A 17,241-nucleotide genomic window follows, 5' to 3' on the forward strand; every position below is an offset into this window, starting at 1 on the left:
ATTAGAAATAAGCAGCTTTGTATCTTATATAGCTTTTGAACGCAACAAAAAGTTTCTGTGAATTAGCGATTCTGACTCTTTGCTGTAAAATACGATGAGAGCTTGTCTTCTTTATTTTTTCAAACAATGACAGATAGTATCTGTATGCGAGATATACTCCGAACATAGAGGAACCCGGTAATTTTTTAATCCCCTGTAATGCTTCTTTAAATTCTCCTTCAATTTCTTTTTCGATCTGCCCTTTCACGGTGTTATCAAAGACAGACATATTTACAGACGGGAAATAGGTTCGTCCAAGGACCTGATAGTCATCTTTCAAATCCCTTAAAAAATTAACTTTCTGAAAAGCAGAGCCCAATTTCATGGCAAACGGTTTCAGCTTTTCAAATTGCTGCTTGTCACCTTCAGTAAAAATCTGCAGACACATCAAACCCACCACTTCAGCAGAGCCATAGATATATTCATCATAGAGTTCCGAGTTATAATCAATTTTATGAAGATCCATTTCCATGCTGTGTAAAAACTGCCTGATCAGCCTTGTATCGATATCATACCTGCGAACTGTTTCCTGAAAGGAATGCAAAATGGGATTCAGCGATATACCCTCTTCCAGTGCCCGGTAGGTTTCAGCTCTTAATCTTTTCAAAAGTCTCTCTTTATCATAGCAATGAAAACTATCAACAATTTCATCTGCCAGACGTACATAACCATAAATAGCATAAATAGCAGGTCTGATGGATGGCTTCAATGCCAATATTCCTAGTGAGAAACTGGAACTGTATTTTTGTGTGGTGCTCTTACTGACTTCGTAAGACAATTCATCAAACAATTTTTTCATATTAATTTATTTTTAGTTTACTAACTTCAGCCGCTACAATTTTTCCGGAAATTACTGACGGAGGAACACCCGGTCCCGGAACAGTTAATTGTCCTGTATAAAAAAGATTCTTAATCTTTTTGTTTCTTATTTTAGGTTTTAAAACAGCCGTCTGCGATAATGTATTGGATAATCCGTACGCGTTACCTTCATAAGCATTATAATCTGAAATAAAATCGCTGACACAATAGCTTCTTTTGTATTCAATTCTGGATAGGAGACCGCTTTCTCCCGTATGTTTTTCAATTCTTGCAAGCATTTTCATCAGATATTGCTCTCTTAGAGACTCTTCGTCATGTATTCCCGGAGCAAGAGGCAACAGCAAGAAAAGATTTTCGCCATCCTGAGGTGCTACATCCGGATCTGTCTTTGAAGGACAGCATACATAAAACAAGGGTTTTGACGGCCACTTCTTATCTTTATAAATACAATCTATATGATCATCAAGCTCATTTTCAAAAAACAGGGTGTGATGCTTTAAATGAGGAATTTTCCCTTTAACACCGAGATAGTAGATGAGACATGAAGGAGCAAAGGTTCTGGTTTTCCAATAGGCATCGGTATAGTTTCTTAGGGATTCAGGAATTAATGTTTCGGTATGATGATAGTCTGATGAGGCAATGACGGCATCAAATTCATGGTCTTCCCCATTGATCCTGATGGAAGTAACTTTGCCTTTTTCCGTATTGAACTGCTGTACGTTATGGTTAAAATGGAAAGTTGCGCCTTGTTTTTCTGCCACCTTCTTCATGGCAAGAACAAGCTGATAAAATCCTCCCATAGGATATTTTGTTCCCAGGACATATCCTCCGTAATTCATCAGGCTGTACAATGCGGGAATATGTTGCGGTGAAGCACCGAGGAATATAACCGGAAATTCCATCAGTGATCTGAGCTTCGGATCCGAAAAGTATCCCGAAACATATTTTCTGAAATTACTTACAAGATCAAGTTTCAGAGCACTACCCGCTATTTTTAAAGAAGCGAATTCAAGCCAGCTGTAACATGGTTTTGTCACAAAGTCTTTCATCCCCGTTTCATATTTGAATTGAGCAGACTGCATAAACTGATCATAACGCCGGCCAGCTCCGGGTTCTATTTTTTCAAATAAATCCCGGATTTCACTGTTTTTCTCGGGAACTGAGACTTTCTCTTTTGAAAAAACCATTTCAAACTGAGGATCTAACGATACCAATTGAAAAAAATCGGATGCTTTATAATCAAAATCACTGAAAAAGTCTTCAATGATGTCAGGCATCCAATACCAGCTTGGTCCCATATCAAAAACATACCCGTTTTCCGTTTTAAATTGTCTTGCCCGTCCGCCAGGCTGGTTATGCTTTTCAAATACATGTACTTCATGTCCTGATTTTGCAGCATACGCAGCAGCAGAAAGTCCGGAAAATCCCGAGCCTATCACGGCAATTCTTTTTCTTAAGCTATTGGTATTCGTTATCATTTATTTAATCATTTTAACACAGACTTTTAAACTTCATCAGTTCAGCTTTTTATAGACAGCGTCCAGTAATTCCTGGGCTTCCAGATTCATACGGTAAAGGGAATGATGAAATTCATCCAATTTAGAGAGTATGGCAATGAACAGCATTTGTTCAGAATGGGTAAGGTTTCCTACTACAGCCCTTGAGGCTTTACGGATTTCATCCATATGCTCATTTAATACAGTAAAGCCTTCCTGTGTTAGCTGAACATGTTTTGTTCTTTTATCTTTTTGAGAAATCTCCTGTTTTACCCAGCCATTTCTGATCAAACGATTAATAATAAGAATGCCCGAAGATTTTTCATGCACATTACGTCTTATCAATTCCATTTTGGTCATGGGTCCTACAGACTTCAGGCTTATAAGGTAAATGAAATCATCCTGGCTTGAAAAAACGGAGTGGTAGGTTGCTGATCGCGAGTAAGATTTTGCATATCTCCCCATCCTTGTCAATAAAGTATTGATAATACTGTCGGTGCTCCTTCCTGATTCCATCCCCAGCCATCCAGGTTCTGATTCAGAATCCTCAGGATGCGAAATAATTAACCATTCCGAAAAACCCTGGATGTCGTTACTGTATAGAGCTTTGTCTTCATTTTGCTCCATAAATTGCTGAATAAGCTCTACCACTGTTTTGATAAGATCATAATTCATATCGAATAAATTAGTATACAAATATACTTATAAAAGAATATAAATATACTTTTATTGTATTTTATTTTTGTTAAAAGTCTTATAAGTTAATCGGTAAGAGCATTTAAATTAAAGAATACCATGTGATCATAAAATCCAATAATATTTTGATAAACAATTAATTAAACAATTTTAAAACACCAAGGAACAGAATAAAAAGAGAGGAAAAAAAAATGTCTATTAATAAACTATAAACAAGCTTATAACCAAAATTTTATATACAAATCTCATAATTAATTAAAATCTCATTAATTTTTTAAGTTAAAAGACAAATATCAAATTCGGAATCTTTAATTGAGTAATTTAGCATTGGACAAATGCACTAAGATTTTTATGAAAAATATCTTCTTTTTAATGCTGATTTCAACGGTTCAACCCTTATTATCACAAACTAAACTGGAAAAAGCAATCACTAATCTTGAAAATAATTACGAACAGGAAAAAGTATACCTCCTTACCGATAAACTTCAATATGCAGCGGGAGACCAGATCTGGTTTAAAGGTTTTGTATTTGACGGTTACAACCGTTCGACATTATCCACCACCCTGTTTGTGGAATTGTACGATTCCGATAAGAAGTTAATAGACTGGAAAACAGTACTTCTTACCAATGGCGAAGGCAGCGGAGATTTCAAGCTTAAAGCAGACCTTCCGGAGCAGGTTTATTTTGTAAGAGCCTATACTCCGTACATGACGAATTTCAGCGATGATTTCCAAATTGTTAAAACCCTTCCGGTTTACAATCCTACCTCAACTAAAGCATTAGAAGTTGCTAAAAATTCAGATTGGTCCGCCAAAGCGTTTCCTGAAGGTGGAAACTTCATTAATGGTACACCTACAAAATTTGCTGTAAGACTTTATGGCAATGTTTCTCTTCCGGAAAAATGGAGTGGAAAAATAATAGACGTACAAAATCCAGATGTTCCTATAACCACTTTCACCTCGCTTGATAAAAATGTAGCTTCTTTTAAAATAACGCCGGCATCAGGAAAAAAATACCAGGCCATCATTGAAGATAATACAGGAAAAAAGCAAACCATCAATTTACCCGAAGTTACAGACAGTGGTCTCCATGTAGAAGTTTCCAGCTCGAATGAAGGGATAAAATACAGTTTAAAAGGAGTCAATTTAAAACAACAGCTTCAGAATTATAAAATTGTAGGGACCATTAATAATCACTTAGCTTACAAAGCAAATATTACCCAATCAACCGGTGAAGTCTCAAGCACGATCCCTACAAAAATCAGCAATGGGGCCAACGGTGTTTTACAGCTGGCTATTTTTGATGAACAGGACAATCTGGTCGCAAAAAGACTTTGCTTTATCAAACCGAATAATTTAAAGATTGAGAAAGCAGAAATTGTTGGCCAGAATTTAAAAGAAACACCAAGATCTTTCAACAGTATCGACCTTTCACCGGAGTCTTATTTTAAAAATTATACGGTTTTGGTAAGTGAGGATGACGGAAGTAACACAACTGAAGAAGAGAATATCCTGAGCAGCCTTTGGTTAACAGGAGATCTTTCTTCAAAAATAGACAGTCCAGCCCAATACTTCTCTAAAAATGCCAACACCGAAGCTTTGGATGCCCTGCTTATTTCTGAAAACTGGAAAAGGTTTGACTGGAATTCAGTACTTAGCGGAACGGTTCCCGCCATTAAAGCCAATTCTCAGAAATTTCTTTCTTACAGGATAAAACCCCTTAAAGACAACGCCCTGATGAGAGATACCAATGTAAATGTAGTTCTTAAATTAGGGGAAAACGAACCCAGTATCAATCAGTTCAGAACCGATCAGATGGGATATATTTATTTGAACAATCTTAGTTTTGATGAACCCCTGAACGTTTCCGTATTTGCAAATTCTGAGAAGGGTAAGGAATCAGAAAATGATCATTTATTCGTAACCGTAGAACCCTTAGTTATCCCAACACCCTTTAAAGGAAGCTTGCCGGCTACGAAATACACATTGGTAACAGCCCCTGAGAATAAAAAACTTCCTCCGGCCATTTCAAAAGCCATCAACACTCAGAAAAATATTAAAAAGCTGGAACATATTGATGTCCAAATTGAAGAAGTACAATTAACAGGAAAAAAGAAGGATCCCAAAGAAGAATTAAACAAACAACTATCCTCGGGAATGTTTAGTTCCGTGAATTCCACTATATTCGATTTCGTTAACGAGGACCAACATGTCGCCGGATCAACCAATATATTGGACTGGCTGCAGGGAAGAGCTGCCGGTTTAACATTCCAGAGAAATAACTCAGGGATCAATGTACCCTATATCCGTGGTCAGCAAGCCAAGCTTTACCTGGATGAAACCCCTACCGATGCAAGTATGATCACCAGCCTTCCGGTCAACAATATTGCCATGGTGAAAATTATTAAGGGTTCCGGACTAATCGGTAACGCTGTACTCATCTATACAATGAGAGGCAATATGAAATCTAAAAATAATGAGAAGGATCCTCAAAAGAATAACCTATCGGTTATAAAGGGGTACGACAAACCATCAGAATTTCCTATTGAAACACTGGATACGGATGATCCTGCAAAGAAAATTGAAAATGATACCCGGGAAACGCTTTACTGGAATCCTAATCTGTATGACAGTGATTATGTTCCTCCAATAATTAAATTCTTCAATAACGACACCGCAAAACAATATAAGGTACTGATCATCAGTTTTGATGAAGATGACAATATTCTGTATGAAAACAGGGTGTTTAAATAGTATTTATCTATCTCCAAATAAAAAGATTCGAAAACGTGCAGTTTTCGAATCTTTTATTATTTGTTAATCCGTAAGATTAATAAAATAAAGCCACAGGATCGAAAAAAAACGGTTCACACATCATTCTAAGATTTACGTTTCTTACAATTTGTGGCTTTATTTTTACTTTATTCCTGATTTTGTTTTTTGTGCTTCCATTAAATGGTGATCCAAGGTTGGCAAGGTTTTGCTTGCAAATGACTTCAGTGAAGCTTCCTGACCATCAGCAGCTTCTTTTTTGAACTCTGCAATATCTTCTTTGTGGTCACTCACCATAAGATCACTATACATACGATCGAATTCTGCTCCTTTTTTAGACTTCAGCTCATCGTATTTCTTTTGTTTTTCAGCATCTAAACTTGTTGGTAAAGTATAACCAACTGTTGACGCCCAGCTTTTTAGTTCTTCATTCGCTTTACTGTGATCTTTTACCATCATTTCACCCAGGTTTTTTACATTTTTGTCGGAAGCATTCGTCGCGACAAGCTTCCCCATCATTACCTCCATCAAACCTCCCTGAGCTGCCCCGTCGGCAAATTTCTTATCCTGATCCGAAAGAGAGACTTTGGTATTGGTAGTGCCTGTTACAGTGGTAGAATCGGCCGTCACGGCTGGTGAATCAACGGAGGGAGCCACTGCTGTACTGTCCATCGGTTGATTAACTGTCGTTGTTTCGCTTTTCTTACAGGCCAACATCGTGGAAACTGCAAGAAGGGTTAAAATTGAATTTTTCATAATATAATTAAATTGGTTTGGTCAGTAAAATAAAAAAAATCATCCCTTACACCGGAGAAGATCATTTCTGTTTCACATCGAATTTAGAAAAGTAAAACCGGATACTTTATGACCTGAATCATATTCATCAATCACTTTTTATCTTTTTTATGTTTCTCAAGGGGTAAATCTTTTCTTATGGTAAAACATTGTAAAACCAATACCTCGGTAGTCTAAAACCTATATGCTCAATTCATTAAGAAAAAAGAAAACAATACCCCAACCCAACACCTGATTTACAAAAAATAGGGGTATGCCCTGACCCACAAATTCAATTTTCATAGGAAATTAGCAATACAAACCTGGTTTATGGATATGTTTCGGGATTCAGTTCAATAGAATTCCAGAATCATAATGTCCCATAAGATGGAAAATCAAACCACAAAAATGGAGAGATGGAAATATTACATATCGCTTAAGAAATAATACTATGAAAGAAAAACTTGTAAAGCAAAAGGAAGAACTATCTCAGATACGAACTATTTTACAAAGCCTGGATATTGACAACGATGAAAGATTTCAATGGGGCTCAGAAGGATCACTACAGGACTATGAATATGACTTAAAGGTTGTAAAAAAAGATGTCAGCTTTTACCTGAAAGAGGATTTGTATTACATAAACCGTATAAGGCAAAATTACATCTCATCTGCACCCGATACGGAAGAGCAAAAAATCTTAGAAGCTGAGTTAAGCAGAATGAAAAAAATGTACAATTATAAGATCAATTATCTGACTATTATGTCTCACCTGAAAGATATGGAGGATAAGCCTAAGATTGAATTGGCTAAACTTGAAAAAAGATACTCAGATCAAATTCGCCAGCTGGAATATGAACGTTCCAGACCAATACATTTCAGGCAACGTACCCATGAAGGATACAAGAGGAAAATAATCAGAAAGTCTGAGCGATCATATGATCAAAAAATAAAAAAAACAAAAAAGACCTCGAAGATGAGAAAAAAGAAACAGCTATCAGGATAAAAAAAGAAGAAAAAGAGCTGTTCAAAGAAGTTACTCAGTTTCTGAAAATTGATGAACGTTATATATCGCTTATAAAATCCGGTGTTATGTTATTGCCTAGTGATTCACGCCTGGCAGCAATTTTCCCAAAAAACCGGTGGCTCACATTCAACAGTTTCAACAAAATTAACAGACATGAGATCATGCATCAGTATGCGCGCAAACTTTTAATGAAGCATAATTTGTTTACAGGAGAAACAGGCATATTACCTGGTAGCAGGAAAGGATGTATTTGTATTATGTACATTAAAGAGGGACATATGAAAGATCGTAGTGGAGCAACTTTCAGACCCGTCTTTGGAGCCTCTGGCATCAGGCCTTATGGTGAAAAATTTAATTTAGAAGAAGTACAGATTGAAAGAAATAGTTATATCAGCATGGGAGTCCCCGATCCCATAGATGCAGCCGGTAATTCTTATGAAAAAACAGTCGAAAGGTTACTTAAGCATGTGGATATTATGCAACGCCTTGGCATAAAACCACCTTCAATGCAATCCAGCTTATATTTCCTGCAAACTCCCGAATATAGGGACAATAAAAATAGACAAAACAGGATCACTATGCTTGAAAACTGGATGCCAAGTAACTGTGCTGAACCAGCTATTATGACGGCCATTTACCAAATGTACAGCCGGCCGGCTGATATTTACCTGTCCGTACCTTTTGAAGGTTATTTGTCTGAAGGGAAACTTTTACTTAAATATACCTGTGCGAGGTGTGCCCTATCGGAACCTGCTTTTATGTCACCAGTCGACACAAGCACAGGACAAAGGCTTACCGACATGCGCTTACAGAGTAATAGATCGTTCCTGATAAGCGATCGTATATTATCTAAAGGGCTAATGTATAATCATGCCAAGAAGAAAAACAATGAGGAGGACAAAGCTCATCCTTATAGTAAAAAGGATGTTGCTATAAAACGTACAGCTCTTCTCAATCAGGCATATGGTTTTGAACATGTAAAACGTGGACACGAGCAAGTCGCTATGGATACCACAATGATACTCATGATAGGTCTGAAATTTAAATAAAATAGATACTGACCATATACTGCAATAGTAAGATGCGGATATCCATAGGACTGCAACAATAGCATCGTTAAAGAAAATCCACATCAATTTTAGTACAATACCGCAAGTTTCGGATTTCTTATTTCTCTGTGTAAAGCTAATTTTACTTCATAAAGATTATGATATGAAAGATATAGAAAAGAGGCTTGCTGCGAAGGATTGGCATTCAGTAAAAAGGGAATTGCACGATAAGGGTTTTGTGATTGTCCGGGATATATTAACAAAAATGGAATGTGACAATTTAATTGCTTTATACAATGCAGACAACACGTACCGCAAAACCATCAATATGGAACGGTGTCGTTTTGGCCGGGGAGAGTATAAATATTTCCAATATCCTTTACCTGAACTCATTACCACAATACGGGAACAGGTATATGCTGAAATAGCACCGGTGGCCAATCAATGGATGCAGGAACTTGCTATTGAAAAAACATTCCCTTCCACGCATAAGGAGATGAAAAAACTCTGTATGGAACATAACCAGGAAAAGCCAACAATATTAATATTAAAATATAGTGAAGGTGGATTTAACACCTTGCATCAGGATCTGTATGGTGAAATTTATTTTCCGATGCAGATCGTTTTTATGCTGGATCAGACAGAGGAAGATTATACAGGTGGAGAATTTGTTATAACAGAGCAGATTCCCCGTGCGCAATCCAAAGCTAATGTATTAAAACCCAACCGGGGCGATATGCTGATACTCACAACCAATTTCCGTCCGGTGAAAGGGTCTAAAGGGTATTACCGTGTTAAAATGAAACATGGTGTAAGTCTGGTTCACAGTGGACACAGGCACAGCCTGGGTATTATTTTCCATGACGGATTGAGTTAAGTCTTACCTCCATCAAAACGGTTTAAAAGACTTTTTGAGATAAAAATAAATCTGGAAACCAATATCAAGCAGTAAGATGATAAAGCATACCGATCTCGGCCAGACTTCCGAGGAAAGAAAAAAAGCACTCAGCTCTATGATCCGTAATGGCGTTATAACACTTGGTGGTTATAAAAAAGCAAAGATTTATGGTTTACTTTCGTGTTCTTCAGGTAAAAGAATGAAGACCGAAAACCGTGTTTTTCTTTAAAAACGAAGAAGAAGCGCTTGCATATGACTATAGGCCTTGCGGAAACTGCATGAAGGAAAAATATGAGGAATGGAAAAAGAAGACTAGTAAAGTGAGAACCACATAAGAATCATCAGATCATACATAATAAAGTGAATATTAATCCTATATTGCTGTATCCATTATTAAATACTTTGAAAAGGAATTTACGGAATCCTCATTCGCTCCTCACATCATATTTTAATAAAGTTTATTTATGTATATTGGATATGTATTTTTATAAAAAAATAAAAACTAAATACCAATTTTATGAAAAACTTAAAAAACTTACCCCAAAAGCTCACCAAAAGAGAACTGAAAAAAATTACAGGAGGAAATGATCCGGATCTATCTTATCCGATGTGTACGCCAAGACAATGCGAGACGCTTGATATGAAATGTGACCGCCTTAACAGCTGTCCACCACTCTATCCGGATCCGGACTAGTAATGAAATATTGTGATCCACTCATATAAAAAGCATCATTATTTTAATGGTGCTTTTCTTATATTTATAGTATATCTGATTACTTAAGCCTGCCATTCATCTCCTTAACAAAATCATCCCATTGCTTATTCAGATACGTCAATGACTGTTTCTTTTCACTTTCATTCAGAGACGAATAATTAATTGAATTAAAAACAAGCTTCTTCAGGGCTTTTACATCAAGTTCCCAATACACATACGCGACCCAGAAATCATATCCAAGACCTTCGTATCCGTAAACACTAGGATCATCACTGTTAATGGAACACTGTATTCCGTTACTTAACAAAACTCTTGCAGGATGATTTCTCAGATCACTCACATATCCTAAAACCTGGTTACTGATCGGGCTAACCTCAACAAGCTTATTTTGTTTTTTGATCAGTTCCATAGTTTTGGGAAAATAGATCAGATTCAAACCATGTCCGATTCTTGGGTTATCCAGTGATGCAATGTCGATCATATTTTTATTAAAGACAGAAACGCTTTCCCCTGCATGAAGGAAAAGAGGCATCTTTACGCCATACTTTTTACTGAGTTCATTCAGCTTCGCCCAATCTTCCCGAAAAGAGTAAATACTATTCCCGGCAGCCTCATCGGCCACAAGGTCAAAACCTGAAATAACATCCGGAAATTCTTTTTTAAGTTCAAAAGCTGTTTCAAGTTGTTTTCCTACAGCCTGTGGATCTAAAAATTTAAAACTTGAGTAAATTAATTTCAGACTGAATTCCGGGTACTTTTTCTGTATCTCTTTCACTACTTCCTGCAAATCTGTGACTGAAGTTTTCAGAGGGTATTTTCCATGCTGAAAATCGTACAATTCATCAAAAACATATCTTATTTCTACATGCTGTACTTTATTTGCCGCTAAATCTTCAAATCCTTTTTTATAATACTCTTTGAAAAAAGGACGGTAAGGCAACAGGAGGCTTATCCTTGTAAAGCGTTTTTCAAATTCAATCCAGTAATCCGAGTACGTACAGAGTGATTCCCGCTTCAGCAGAAGAAGTTCTGTCAACTGTTTTTCAAAGCCGGGTTCGGAACTCAATTTTTGATCAAGGCTGACAAATCCTTTTGGGACTTTCCCATCTTGAAAAAACGCCAGCTGCCCGAAAATAAAATCTTTGGTATCCGCCTGATCATAGATATAGCATTCTTTATATTTTCTTGCTGCAGCAATCACCCATTTTGCATCCGTGATCCCGCCACTATGTGTATGCAGTAATCCTCCTTTAGGCATTGATTGAAAGATCTCAAATAATCTACTGCTTTCAATCAGAGGTTTTAATTCATTAAATGAGCTATTATATAAAGATACTTTTTGCTTTTCTGCTCCGGCCAGGAAATCTTTTCTTATCTGAAATAGCTTTTGATCCAAAGAAATTTCAGCATCAGATAACTTTACATCAGCATCAAAAGCAATTGCTTTATTCTGCTGTTCCAGCTGCATCCAGTTTTGTTGATATGCAGAATTTTCAGCCACTTTGCTTTGGCATCCAAATAAAGGAAATCCAAAAAATAACAGATAAGTAATATATTTTTTCATCATAATATCGAGGGTTATATGGCATAATTCGGCATGCCTAAGAATTAATTATTATCAAAAATATAATTAATTTTTTGAGTAAAACAACTTCAACCTGGCAGAATCTCAGATAAAATAAAGGAATGCAGCCGGTAAGAACTGAGTCTCAACGACTTTATTTTTGATACTCCTGATTTATATTTTGTTCTTTTAGGATCATCAAAATTATTTCAATCTGAATGAACCCAAACAGCCTCTTAGTAATAAGGCTTCTGAGATTATACTTCAGAAGCCTTATTTTTCCATATTTTCCAAAACTAAAAAATTCCTTTTTTGTGATTTGCTATTTTAGCCGTCTGGGCTGGGGTAATTCCAAAATGATCTTCAACAAGTTGCGCCGGATTAGAGGCCAGCCAGTCATTCAAGGATATATCCTGATATTCGTCAGAGTTGAAAACAATAATCAATTTAAGGGTTTCAGTGCCGGTGTTTTCTATATAGTGGCCAAAGCCTTGCTTGATAAAAGAAACCATACCTTTTTTATAAGGCATTGTTTTAACCCGTCCATGTGAACCAAAAATACTCAGATTTCCCTGTCCGCTCATAACGTATTGCCACTCGTCGGCATTAGGATGCCAGTGCAGTTCACGGATTGCTCCTGGTTCGATATCCATCCGTAAAGCAGTTAAAGTCTTTTGAATAGGGAATTCCTGAGCGGATACTTTTATAGTAGAACCACCAGGATATTTTTCATAAACACCATCGGTCTCCATGCGAAATTTATGGGCCGCATAACTTGGAGGTATATTGGGATCTATGTTTTGTGGTTTTTTGGCTGTAGCTATTTTCCCCGTACCAATATAAAGCTCTTTATGAGGAGAGGATGCAAATGCATTTGCCGGTAATCCGGAATTGCGTGCCAGTATTTCAGGAGAGAGATGGTTGATCCAGTCTGTGGAACTGAAAGTTCCAAATTCAGAAAAGTGACCATTGTCAAAGACTAATAAAAACAGGCATGATTGATCACCAATACACTGCAGGCAATGTCCGTGGCCCTTCGGGAAATACCAGATATCACCTTTCTCGAAATCATCTGTTGCCGTAGTTCCATCCGGAGCAACAACAGTTGTACGTACACTTCCTTCTAACACATAAGCCCATTCTGCTGCGATTGAATGCCAGTGTAATTCACGGAAGCTACCCGGGTTTAACCGCATAATTACTCCTGCAATACTTTGCGATACCGGAAATTCTTCTACAGTCGCTTCTTTGGCTGTACCACCGGGACCTACCCAGCCCTTACTACCATTTTCAATGTCGTATACAAAATCTTCCAATTCTTCTACCTTGGGACCGTTTGACCCATTTTTTACTGAAGTTTCGGCCTTTTTTGGAATTAATAAATCTAGGCCTGTTGATGCTGTTACCAAACCAAAGCTTGATAAAGATACTGCGGAAAGAAATCCACGTCTTGTTGTTGCCATATCTTTTTATATTAATATTAAAACAAATGTAAAATTTAAAAATGACATCTCAAAGCAAAACATCATATGTTTTTAAAAAACATCATATGTTTAATTTTTATACTTATATAACTGTATTGAAAGGCGTTTTATGGTAAAATAATATTATCAACGAGTCCAACTACCTAAGAATCCTAAGGAATTATATGATGTTTACCAGAAATGTCGTATGTTTGCTGTAAAGGAGTTAGCGAATCATGAAACTTTACGAAAAGGTAATCAGTCTGATAAAGAAAGATATTTCTCAAGGGAAATACAAAGCGGGTGAAAAGATACCTTCCGAGCCTGAACTGATGAAGTTATATGGCGTAGGTCGTTCAACGATCAGAGAAGCGATTAAAACCATGGCCATTTCAGGGATTCTGAAAGTACAGCAGGGATCAGGGACTTTTGTTAATAATAGCTTCCAGGAGGTCAGCATTGAGCAGCGCTTAAGACGTGCAGATTTTGATGACGTCAATGCAGTAAGGAGACTTCTGGAGAAGGAAATTGTAAAATTGGCCGCACAAAATCGTACGGAGGAACAACTTCAGGAGATCGAACAATATTTAGAAAATCGCAGACTGGCTATTCATGCTGAAGACGCTCAGCTTTGTGCCGATACAGATATTGCTTTTCATACAGCGATTGCCAAGGCTTCCTCAAATACAGTATTATCTGATTTATATTACAGTTTCACCTTAATCATGCGTAATTTTTTTCTTGCAAGAGAAAAGCAAGGAATCAGCCGTTTTGCAATGAATCATCATTTGCATGAACAATTATTTAAAGCGATTAAGAACAAAAAAACCAACCAAGCCCAATTAGTTCTTCAAAGAATTCTGGACAATAACTATTAAGATTTTTTGATATACACCAGCCGTTATTTGTGAATCTTGTGTACAACAATAGCTACAGCTAATAATTATTGGACAGTTTCACTTTTAAAGAAAACAATAGCCCCTCTGTATTTCAGAGGGGCTACCCTTATTGCATTTCAGCTAATACATCCTTCAGTTTTTTAAGGTATTGTCCAAAATATTTATTAAATGTGTATTCACTGATCAGATAATGGAATCCGAATATCGCCGCATATATACATAATCTGAGAGGAAAATCAATTTTAGCCAGCAGGTCAAGTCCCTGAATCCAATCCACCCTATTATATCTGAGTAAAACTTCCGAAGAAATGATCAGCAATAAAAAAAGGAACCTTGTTGCTATAAGATAACGGCTATTGCTTTTGATAAGTTTCCTGATCTTCATTTCAATATCTTTCTTTACCGGGCCATTAAACGTTTCTAAACCATTGATCAGTTTTAAATTGAAAAAATGATAAATGATCATTACAGGCAGAATGGCGGCCGCCACCCATATAAAAAAACTGTTTCCCGTTTTATTTGCATTTATGCCTGCAATTATTAAAAAAACGAAAAGAGCGGGTAAAATCATCAGCTGCTTTTTTGTTCTTTTTTTGAGGGCATCAAGTGGAGAGGCTATCCCTTTTCTAGTAGCAGAAATAATATCAAATTCGTTCTGATCTACATTTACTGAAATTGTTTTCCAGTTGTTTTTCAATACATCTAATTCCATCTTATTTGTTGTTTGTTAAGGTTCTTAATTTGTCTTTAATCCTGTTCATCTTTACTCTCAACGTTGCATTGCTGATCCCCAGAATCTCTTCCATTTCATCGTAAGATTTATCTTCCAGGTACAACATTACAACCGATTTTTCCACATCATTCAGTTGTTGTATCGCTACATACAACTGTTGATGCTGCTCTTCTTTCAATCCCGTATCTTCTTCATAGGAGACCTGAACGTACTGCAGTTCAATATCACTGATCTGAATAGAACGTTTCGGTTTGGAAAGACTCATCAGAACCGTATTAATAGCAATCCTGTAGAGCCAGGTACTGAATTTTGACTCACCTCTGAATTTCGGATAAGATTTCCACAACTGAATAATAATATCCTGATACATCTCCTGAATAGTATTGGGATCATTGCTATACATCCTGCAAACCTTATAGATTAAAAGTTTATATTCTTTTAGCCTGAGCTCAAACTCTAATTCTAAATCTGTCTTTTTCAAATCTTTAGATTTTAGCTATTTGTTACCCGTTGTAACAAAATGTTACGAAATAATTGATCAAAAAAAATAATCCCTCCTGATGTTTTCCGGAGGGATTATTTTAAATCTTTTTCTAATTTATATTAATCAAACTTGATGAACATCTGATCGAAATTCATCGTCATTTTATTAAATTTTCGGATAACATCCTGCCCTATATTTCCATACACGGTTTCTTTATTGATCTTATCTTTTAATAAACGGATATCCCTTACTTCGATTTCTTTTCCAAGGATATGGAAAGTATGATTTATTTTAAATCCATCGTATTCGGCTTTTCCACCAGCTCCTCCCATGCCGATCTTACTTACTTTATAATGCTCATCGATTTCTTTTTTATTCTCCTGGTAAAAGGGAGCATATAACATCGTCTGATCTGCTCCCGTATCAAAACTATAGTGTTTTCCATCTATAAAAATAAGAGGTGAAAGACCGTCGATCGCCATATTGGAAGGACTACTTATTTTGGTTTCAGCCTCCGGTACAATAAAATAGTCATCCTGTGTCAGCTGTACTTCACGAAGTGCTTCAATAACAGGAAATCCAAGAATGCCATTGATCTGGTATTTAATTTGCGGAAAGCTAAGCGCAGTATCTGCAAACACCAAAAAAACAGCATTTTCTATGATGATATTCCCTAGCTTAAACTTTTCACAAACCGCAAGGTCAGCCTTTACGGATAGACCGGTAATTGCATCCACATCTATGCCTGCGGGAATAATCCTCATTTTCAAACGCTTAGCCGCAGATTCTGAAATAGTAGATATATTAGCTCCCGTATCGAAAATAAAATTCATAAAATCGTCACCAATCTGCACTTTGAGATTTTTTAAATTAGCCACATCTTTTTCCATTTTCATGTTTGTACTCCCTTTCATCGTAACTTTCTGACGAGGCTCCTTTTCAAGTGCCGTCCAGATTTTCAGGTTATTCTTCAGATCACTCCTCTCTTCTTCTGTCAATATCTGATCATATTTTTTCAGGGTATTCTGTACCGCAGTTTTTGCTCCCGCATAATCATATTGCTTCATACTGTTATCCTCTTTAAGATGAGATATTTTCAACAGTAGTGAATCTGGTAACGTTATTGTTTTCAACTCTTCCAGTTTCAAAATCTTCAGGTTAGACTCCCGGGGCTTATTGAATGCATTGTTAAGAATCGCTTCCGTAAAGTATTGGTATTCTACCGGCAATTTTTTCCTGGCTGTTGTAAAAATTTCACGTGCACTAAAGAAGTTTTTTTTCTGTATTTGCGCATACAAACTATTAAATTCAGAATTATGGGTCTGGCTAAAACTAAAGCTACAAACCAACAGGAAGGTCATTACCATAATTTGACCAATAATCTTATTCTTATGAAACAACTTTCCTCTTTCTAAGTTTTTTCTAAATCTTTTAAACTTAATTTTATAATTTTTCATAATAACAAACTTTTCACTAATAATTTAAATAGTTAGTCCGCTAATTTATTAAATACAGCAACGCTGCACATATAAATTACTTAAAATTTTAAACACTTACCTTCAATCCATTTTCCCTGATCATCCCTATTATCAATAATCTTGTCATATTGTTGCTGCAACCCTGTTCAATTATCAGCACTTAAACTGACCAGCTTGGTACCAAATTATTGAAGCAATTCCTCGAATTGATTCTTATTCGTTTTGTAAAAAAGACGACGTTTTTAATATTATATTTTTGTAATACAAAAAACAAATCCCTACCCGTTGAAATATTTAATTTTTATTTGTACATTTGCGTGACGTTACCGGATAATTGT

General features: G+C 36.4%; 16 protein-coding genes. 7 read left to right on the forward strand and 9 right to left on the reverse strand.

Features of this window, described 5'->3' with window-relative positions:
• Position 1: 1 nt before the first annotated feature.
• Genes MTQ00_RS08680 through MTQ00_RS08690 form a run of 3 tightly spaced genes read right to left on the reverse strand, consistent with a single transcriptional unit; the run spans position 2 to position 3,029 of the window.
• On the reverse strand, positions 2 to 838 hold the full coding sequence (locus MTQ00_RS08680; RefSeq protein WP_273648485.1) for a phytoene/squalene synthase family protein: 837 nt from the start codon (positions 836 to 838) through the stop codon (positions 2 to 4).
• A gap of 1 nt (position 839) precedes the next feature.
• The gene (locus MTQ00_RS08685) at positions 840 to 2,336 is read right to left on the reverse strand and encodes a phytoene desaturase family protein (protein WP_273648486.1); all 1,497 of its coding nucleotides are present in this window, start codon (positions 2,334 to 2,336) and stop codon (positions 840 to 842) included.
• Between the two features lie 36 nt (positions 2,337 to 2,372).
• On the reverse strand, positions 2,373 to 3,029 hold the full coding sequence (locus MTQ00_RS08690) for a MarR family winged helix-turn-helix transcriptional regulator (protein WP_273648487.1): 657 nt from the start codon (positions 3,027 to 3,029) through the stop codon (positions 2,373 to 2,375).
• 372 nt (positions 3,030 to 3,401) lie between these two features.
• Between MTQ00_RS08690 and MTQ00_RS08695 the strand changes: the two genes are divergently transcribed.
• Positions 3,402 to 5,804, forward strand: a complete 2,403-nt coding sequence (locus MTQ00_RS08695) for a hypothetical protein (protein WP_273648488.1) — start codon at positions 3,402 to 3,404, stop codon at positions 5,802 to 5,804.
• 162 nt (positions 5,805 to 5,966) lie between these two features.
• Here the strand turns inward: MTQ00_RS08695 and MTQ00_RS08700 are convergent, their stop codons facing one another.
• The gene (locus MTQ00_RS08700; protein WP_273648489.1) at positions 5,967 to 6,578 is read right to left on the reverse strand and encodes a DUF4142 domain-containing protein; all 612 of its coding nucleotides are present in this window, start codon (positions 6,576 to 6,578) and stop codon (positions 5,967 to 5,969) included.
• A 469-nt stretch (positions 6,579 to 7,047) separates the two neighbouring features.
• Between MTQ00_RS08700 and MTQ00_RS08705 the strand changes: the two genes are divergently transcribed.
• The 5 genes from MTQ00_RS08705 to MTQ00_RS08725 all read left to right on the forward strand — a co-directional run bounded on the left by MTQ00_RS08705 (position 7,048) and on the right by MTQ00_RS08725 (position 10,261).
• Positions 7,048 to 7,599 (forward strand): hypothetical protein, encoded by a 552-nt coding sequence (locus MTQ00_RS08705; protein ID WP_273648491.1) that lies wholly within the window; start codon positions 7,048 to 7,050, stop codon positions 7,597 to 7,599.
• A gap of 86 nt (positions 7,600 to 7,685) precedes the next feature.
• On the forward strand, positions 7,686 to 8,669 hold the full coding sequence (locus MTQ00_RS08710; protein WP_273648492.1) for a hypothetical protein: 984 nt from the start codon (positions 7,686 to 7,688) through the stop codon (positions 8,667 to 8,669).
• Between the two features lie 163 nt (positions 8,670 to 8,832).
• Entirely contained in the window at positions 8,833 to 9,546 is a 714-nt protein-coding gene (locus MTQ00_RS08715; protein WP_273648493.1) for a 2OG-Fe(II) oxygenase, read from the forward strand.
• Positions 9,547 to 9,622: 76 nt separating this feature from the next.
• A complete protein-coding gene (locus MTQ00_RS22275) occupies positions 9,623 to 9,796 on the forward strand; it encodes a hypothetical protein (protein WP_337249969.1) in 174 nt (57 codons plus the stop codon).
• A gap of 288 nt (positions 9,797 to 10,084) precedes the next feature.
• Positions 10,085 to 10,261, forward strand: a complete 177-nt coding sequence (locus MTQ00_RS08725; RefSeq protein WP_273648494.1) for a hypothetical protein — start codon at positions 10,085 to 10,087, stop codon at positions 10,259 to 10,261.
• A gap of 79 nt (positions 10,262 to 10,340) precedes the next feature.
• On the opposite strand, the gene MTQ00_RS08730 is transcribed toward MTQ00_RS08725, so the two are convergent.
• Both MTQ00_RS08730 and MTQ00_RS08735 read right to left on the reverse strand, forming a co-directional pair.
• Positions 10,341 to 11,849 carry an adenosine kinase gene (locus MTQ00_RS08730; RefSeq protein ID WP_273648495.1) on the reverse strand — a complete coding sequence of 503 codons (1,509 nt, stop codon included), beginning with the start codon at positions 11,847 to 11,849 and terminating at the stop codon, positions 10,341 to 10,343.
• A gap of 293 nt (positions 11,850 to 12,142) precedes the next feature.
• Positions 12,143 to 13,309 carry a cupin domain-containing protein gene (locus MTQ00_RS08735; protein WP_273648496.1) on the reverse strand — a complete coding sequence of 389 codons (1,167 nt, stop codon included), beginning with the start codon at positions 13,307 to 13,309 and terminating at the stop codon, positions 12,143 to 12,145.
• Between the two features lie 236 nt (positions 13,310 to 13,545).
• Between MTQ00_RS08735 and MTQ00_RS08740 the strand changes: the two genes are divergently transcribed.
• Positions 13,546 to 14,187 carry a FadR/GntR family transcriptional regulator gene (locus tag MTQ00_RS08740; RefSeq protein WP_273648497.1) on the forward strand — a complete coding sequence of 214 codons (642 nt, stop codon included), beginning with the start codon at positions 13,546 to 13,548 and terminating at the stop codon, positions 14,185 to 14,187.
• A 127-nt stretch (positions 14,188 to 14,314) separates the two neighbouring features.
• Here the strand turns inward: MTQ00_RS08740 and MTQ00_RS08745 are convergent, their stop codons facing one another.
• From MTQ00_RS08745 to MTQ00_RS08755, 3 genes are all read right to left on the reverse strand, one after another.
• On the reverse strand, positions 14,315 to 14,920 hold the full coding sequence (locus MTQ00_RS08745; RefSeq protein WP_273648498.1) for a hypothetical protein: 606 nt from the start codon (positions 14,918 to 14,920) through the stop codon (positions 14,315 to 14,317).
• A 1-nt stretch (position 14,921) separates the two neighbouring features.
• Positions 14,922 to 15,422, reverse strand: a complete 501-nt coding sequence (locus tag MTQ00_RS08750; RefSeq protein ID WP_228456965.1) for an RNA polymerase sigma factor — start codon at positions 15,420 to 15,422, stop codon at positions 14,922 to 14,924.
• A 122-nt stretch (positions 15,423 to 15,544) separates the two neighbouring features.
• A complete protein-coding gene (locus tag MTQ00_RS08755; protein ID WP_172279195.1) occupies positions 15,545 to 16,882 on the reverse strand; it encodes a retropepsin-like aspartic protease in 1,338 nt (445 codons plus the stop codon).
• Positions 16,883 to 17,241 lie beyond the last annotated feature (359 nt).

This window comes from Chryseobacterium sp. B21-037 (genome assembly GCF_028570785.1).
GTDB classification, from domain to species: Bacteria; Bacteroidota; Bacteroidia; order Flavobacteriales; family Weeksellaceae; genus Chryseobacterium; species Chryseobacterium proteolyticum.